The sequence below is a fragment of the Photobacterium damselae genome, assembly GCF_003026815.1.
In the GTDB taxonomy this organism is placed as follows: domain Bacteria; phylum Pseudomonadota; class Gammaproteobacteria; order Enterobacterales; family Vibrionaceae; genus Photobacterium; species Photobacterium damselae.
This window is the reverse complement of sequence record NZ_PYOG01000104.1, coordinates 1-937: the sequence shown is the minus strand read 5'-3', so window position 1 is coordinate 937 and position 937 is coordinate 1. Positions and strand designations below refer to the sequence as shown.

The window sequence follows — 937 nt, the reverse complement described above, 5'->3', positions numbered from 1 at the left end:
TCACCGATATTAAATGGGGATTCAGGAGCCTCAGCAGGCATTGCCGAACTCAACAACTGGTTGATCTCGTCGTCACTAAATCCCTTTGCGCGAAGCGCATCTATCTTCGCCGTTAATGTGCCAAGTTTTTCTGTCATGTTACGGCATCCTTATCTTAATCATTGTGCAAAGTTTAATCTCAACGATCTGCCGTTTCAATCGAAACCGCTCATTTTTGCACCTTTTTTATGGAGAATACGCCTATGCTCATAAAACATAAGGCTCGACCAAAATCCAACACCAAAGCCTTCACTCGGGGCGGCCAAATCACCTTCCACAACCTGCGCATGTATTTCCAAATCCTTGCGGTTATCGGTTCGTGGAGTATGGTAATTGCGTTTATCTTTACCGCGCTGTTTGCGTATTTCTTGATTGATATCGATCAACTGCTCGCCCTGAAATACTACTTCCATGCCAAATACTTGGCATTGCCGGACACCAAGATCATGGTGATGTATCAGGGGCAAGAATACCCATACACCGCAGAGAAACTGCTTAGCAGTGAGCGCTTTAACGCCTCCGTTGATGATGTGTTCTTAGACATTCAATTGGCCTTCATCTTCTCGTTTTTTGCCGTCATGATAGCCTTTATGAAGGTCACAAAATACTTTGAGAAAAAAGGTGAAGAGCAAACCCAGGACTACTTAATTCGAGGTACAGAAATCGCCACACCTCAAGAGCTAGAGCGCCGCTTAAAGAAAGACAAAAACACCTCACCATTTAAGCTTGATGGTTTAAGCCTGTTACCCAACAACTTTGAGATACGACATCTCTCTTTTAGTGGTTCAACAGGTACAGGTAAATCGGTCGCAATTCGTAAGCTCTTACGTGAAATCCGCGCCCGTGGTGACAAGGCCATCATCTACGACAAAGGCTGCACCTTTGTTTCTCGCTTCTA

Annotated in this window: 1 protein-coding gene; it reads left to right on the top strand. The window is 44.7% G+C overall.

The genetic code is table 11. From position 1 onward, the window contains the following. Positions 1-242: 242 nt before the first annotated feature. Positions 243-937: type IV secretion system DNA-binding domain-containing protein (locus tag CTN07_RS22505; protein ID WP_170107356.1), on the top strand; the 695-nt coding region annotated here is incomplete at its 3' end.